This is a genomic window from Streptomyces sp. NPDC012510 (assembly GCF_042955065.1).
In the GTDB taxonomy this organism is placed as follows: domain Bacteria; phylum Actinomycetota; class Actinomycetes; order Streptomycetales; family Streptomycetaceae; genus Streptomyces.
This window is the reverse complement of the sequence record NZ_JBIBEN010000070.1, coordinates 1-1,940: the sequence shown is the minus strand read 5'-3', so window position 1 is coordinate 1,940 and position 1,940 is coordinate 1. Positions and strand designations below refer to the sequence as shown.

2 protein-coding genes are annotated in these 1,940 nt (G+C 67.5%); both read left to right on the top strand.

From position 1 onward, the window contains the following. Positions 1-122 precede the first annotated feature (122 nt). A complete protein-coding gene (locus tag ACFY9I_RS42315) occupies positions 123-560 on the top strand; it encodes a hypothetical protein (RefSeq protein ID WP_391012815.1) in 438 nt (145 codons plus the stop codon). Between the two features lie 114 nt (positions 561-674). Beyond that, the gene (locus ACFY9I_RS42310; RefSeq protein WP_391012818.1) at positions 675-1,919 is read left to right on the top strand and encodes an IS701 family transposase; all 1,245 of its coding nucleotides are present in this window, start codon (positions 675-677) and stop codon (positions 1,917-1,919) included. Positions 1,920-1,940 lie beyond the last annotated feature (21 nt).

Genomic DNA, 1,940 nt, shown 5'->3' with positions numbered 1-1,940 from the left:
TAGTACTCCAGCTGTAGATCTTGATCTTGGCCTGTGGGCGGACAGCATCTCCGGTCGGTAGGTCGGCTTCTGCTGGCCGCTGGCAGGTAGACCGGGCCCGGTGGAACAGGCACTATGCCCCGGTGAGCATCGTCATCAAGTTCTTCGTGGCACCGGACGCCGAAGCTGCCGCTGCTGTCGCGGAGGGTGGTCCCGACGGGGTCTTCGAGTCCCTGACCTTCGGCAACTTCGACGTCGAGGAGGCTCTGATCGAGTGGGAGGGCATCTTCACCGGTCGGAGCTTTGAGGAAATCCTTGACGACGATGTTCCCGAGACTGTTGTCGTCCCGGACGACGGCGAGGGTCCGCTCGTCCTCGCCGTCTCCGGCACCCTTCGATATGCCCTGTGCACTGCCGTCGAGCACCGGCTCGCTGAAGTCAGCCGGCTGTGGGTGGCCGAGCGGGCGGCAGACGGCGAGGTCTTCGACCCCGAGATCGCCGTGTGGATCCTGAATGGCTTGGCCGGCCTGGCCCGTGCCGTCCGCGAGGGAGACGAGAACCTGTACTGCTGGGTGGCGTAGAAAGGGCACGGCCACCGTTGATCATCGTCGGTTGTGTGGACAGACGAAGATCAGCCGATGGCCGTGGGCCACAGCGTAGACCCTGCCCGGTGGCAGCCGGTGTTCGACGACCTGATGGCGAGGGTGGCGAGGCGGTTCGCCCGGGTCGAGCCGCGTCGCAGGGCACGGGCCTTCGTGCTGGGCCTGCTGGCAGAGTTGCCGCGGAAGAACTGCTGGACGATCGCGGAGCATGCCGGTGACAGCAGTCCGGCCGGTATGCAGCACCTGCTCAGCCGCGCGTCCTGGGACGCCGACGGAGTCCGCGACGACATACGGGACTTCGTGGTTGAGCACCTCGGCAACCAGGACGCTGTCCTGGTTGTGGACGAGACCGGTGACCTGAAGAAGGGCACCGCGAGCGTCGGGGTGCAACGCCAGTACACCGGGACCGCGGGGCGAATCGAAAACGCCCAGGTCGCCGTCTACCTCGTCTACTCCACCCCGGTCGGGCACGCTGCCATCGACCGGCGCCTCTACATCCCACGCTCCTGGACTCAGGACCCCGACCGGTGCCGGGCCGCAGGCATCCCGGACCACACGGGGTTCGCCACCAAGCCCGCCCTGGCCACCGAGATGATCACCCACGCCCTGGACGCCGGCGTCACGGCCTCATGGGTTACCGGCGACGAGGTCTACGGCGGCGACCCCCACCTGAGCGCCGAACTGGAGCGCCGTCAGGTCGGCTACGTCCTCGCCGTCTCACGCAAGCGACCGATCCCGACCCGCGCGGGCGTCTTCACGGCCGGCATGCTGGCCCACTGCCTCCCGAAGGCTGCATGGCAGCGACTCTCAGCCGGAGACGGCGCCAAAGGTCACCGCTTCTACGACTGGGCCCAAGTAGAGATCGACAGCCCGGCGAGCAGCACGGGTCACCGGTCGTTGCTCATTCGACGCAACCGGCGCACCGGCGAACTCGCCTTCTACCGTTGCTACTCGGCTGGACCCGTTCCTTTGAGCGCCCTGGTCAGGGTGGCCGGACGCCGCTGGACGGTGGAGGAGACCTTCCAGTCCGCGAAGGGCCTGACCGGCCTGGACGAGCACCAGGTCCGCCGCTGGACCTCCTGGCATCGCTGGACCACGCTGGCCATGCTCGCGCACGCATTCCTCGTGGTCACGGCCGCCATCGAACGGACCACTGTGACCACGCCGCCAGGGCTCGCCCCGCTGACCTGCGGCGAGATCCAACGTCTCTTCACCGCCTTCGCCGCACCGCAACCACGCGGCCTGGCGCACTGGCTCAGTTGGTCATGCTGGCGCCGACGACACCAGGCCCGTGCACGGAGCAGCCACTACCAACGTCAGGCCCTCCAACAGTCGTGATCAAGATCTACAGCTGGAGTA

What these genes read in the sequence shown, in the direction of transcription:
- ACFY9I_RS42310 (WP_391012818.1), top strand. Translation starts at nt 675, where the DNA reads ATGGCGAGGGTGGCGAGGCGGTTCGCCCGGGTCGAGCCGCGTCGCAGG.